The 2,122-nt window shown below is 50.7% G+C and carries 3 protein-coding genes; 2 read left to right on the plus strand and 1 reads right to left on the minus strand.

Translation table 11 applies throughout. The annotated features are described in order from the left end of the window. Window positions 1-8: 8 nt before the first annotated feature. Window positions 9-617: a superoxide dismutase gene (locus L692_RS0121350; RefSeq protein WP_025702048.1), complete on the minus strand. Its 609-nt coding sequence runs from the start codon at window positions 615-617 to the stop codon at window positions 9-11. 501 nt (window positions 618-1,118) lie between these two features. Between L692_RS0121350 and L692_RS0121355 the strand changes: the two genes are divergently transcribed. Together L692_RS0121355 and L692_RS29715 are read left to right on the plus strand one after the other, a co-directional pair. Beyond that, window positions 1,119-1,541, plus strand: coding sequence for a GNAT family N-acetyltransferase (locus L692_RS0121355; protein ID WP_025702049.1), 423 nt, complete (start codon window positions 1,119-1,121; stop codon window positions 1,539-1,541). 203 nt (window positions 1,542-1,744) lie between these two features. Then, the coding region (locus tag L692_RS29715; protein ID WP_036724875.1) for a QueG-associated DUF1730 domain-containing protein at window positions 1,745-2,122 on the plus strand (378 nt) is incomplete at its 3' end.

Genomic DNA, 2,122 nt, shown 5'->3' on the forward strand with positions numbered 1-2,122 from the left:
TCAGCGGTTTACTTGGCGCTGTCGTAGAGCTTGCCAACGGCGTCCCAATTCACAACATTCCAGAACGCTTTGATGTAGTCCGGGCGTTTGTTCTGATATTTCAGGTAGTAGGCATGCTCCCATACGTCAAGTCCAAGCAGCGGAGTCGCGCCTTCCATGAGCGGGCTGTCCTGGTTAGGTGTGCTGGAGATGGCCAGCTTGCCGTCCTTGATCGAGAGCCAGGCCCAGCCGCTGCCGAAGCGGGTTGTTGCAGCCGCGGCGAAGTCTTCCTTGAATTTCTCGAAGCCGCCCAGCTCGCTGTCGATTGCCGCAGCCAGTGCGCCGGTTGGAGCGCCGCCAGCATTCGGGCCGATAGTCTCCCAGAACAGGGAATGGTTGGCGTGTCCGCCGCCGTTGTTGCGTACCGCAGTGCGGATCGCTTCCGGTACGGCGTCCAGATCGGAGATCAGTTCTTCAAGACCTTTGCCTTGCAATTCGGGTGCCTTTTCCAGTGCGGCGTTGAGGTTGGTCACGTACGTATTGTGGTGTCTGTCATGATGAATCTCCATCGTTGTTGCATCGATGTGCGGTTCGAGAGCGTCGTTTGGGTAAGGAAGTGCCGGTAATTCAAATGCCATGGAAAAATCCCTCCTGAAATTGTAATTTTGAATTTGTATGGATAAAAGACTCTGCCGCTTGCGAAAGCGCCATAATCTTTTATGCTGATGCCAATAATAGGGCCTGCTTCCAAGCCGATATTAATATTAAACCGTATATGAAACGAGAATGCAACACTAAACAAACTAAAATGTTTATAAAGTAAAATACCCCGCCCGCTCCGACTTATAACAGCCATAATTTATGTTAAGCCGATGTTAACTACATTAATATTTCCTGAAAAAAGAAACAGATACACTAATATTTACCTGAAAGATGAACAATTTGCATAAAGTGCTATGTATCCGCTTACTTATAAGCGTTTACACGATAAAAGTAATGATATCGCCCGAAATATATGCTTTAATAGAAAGGAAAGCAGGTATTCCTCGTTATTTGATGCTTTTTATGCCCTCCGGATTATAAAGGGAACTCCTTCTTTTTGTAAAATCCAAAGCCAAAGAAAAGGGAGACTGTAAAGAATGCACGTTCGTTCCTTTCAATTAAGCGACGTAAGCCCAGTAACTGAGCTGTTGCAAACCGCCTTATCCGAAGAATGTTTCGAGAACACCATCGAGCCCTTCTCCAGACAGCTTTCGTGGGATTCCGATCTCATTGTTGTTGCCGAAGAAGAAGGGGAAATTGTCGGAGCGTTAATTGGCACGATTGAGAGAAATTATGGTTGTTATTTCCGCATTGCCGTCCATCCCGATCATCGCCGCAGAGGAATCGGCAGAAGTCTTGTATCGGCTATGGAGAGCAGATTTCAGGCACGCAAGGTCATCGGAATTTATCTCGTCGGCGACGAGCATAACGAGGCCGCCCTCCCGCTGTACGAAGCGATGGGTTATGGCGAGAACCAGATCTTCAAATCTGTGCGGAAGCTGAGCATCGTCGGGCAATAAAGGACAGGTTGGCCGGCATTGCGAAAGCGGAAACATTAACCATATAAGAGCAGCAGCACCGGAGCCGGCAGACGGTTCCTTGTCTACCTCAGCATATCATCCCTGGACGTTGCAAACGGCCGGGAGATATGCTTTTCTATTGTTGCGGCGCTATCGGCCAACAAGATTGGCTGTATACGATGACCTGAAAGGAGGCGGAGGGAATGAACACCCCGGAATTTACATCTTATGCGCCCCCGCCCCCAAGGTGGGAGAGCTTGAAGAAGGAAATCAAGGAGGCGGCGCCGTCGCTCGGTATTGACGATATCGGGTTCGCGACAGCGGAGCCGTTTCTTTTTTTGAAAAATCTGCTGCAGGAGCACCGGGACAAGGGCTATGATTCCGGCTTTGAGGAGCCTGACCTGGACAAGCGGACCATCCCCGCTCTGCGGGAAGGACGGCCGAAGTCCATTATCGCCATCGCGGTAGCCTATCCGTCCAAAATGGACAATCCTCCAAAATCCGAGCCGGGCGAGCGCAGGGGCATTCTGGCGAGATCGGCCTGGGGCCGCGACTATCATCTTGTGCTGCGCGAGGCGCTG

Origin of the sequence: Paenibacillus forsythiae T98 (assembly GCF_000520735.1) — a bacterium.
Classification (GTDB): domain Bacteria; phylum Bacillota; class Bacilli; order Paenibacillales; family Paenibacillaceae; genus Paenibacillus_AQ; species Paenibacillus_AQ forsythiae.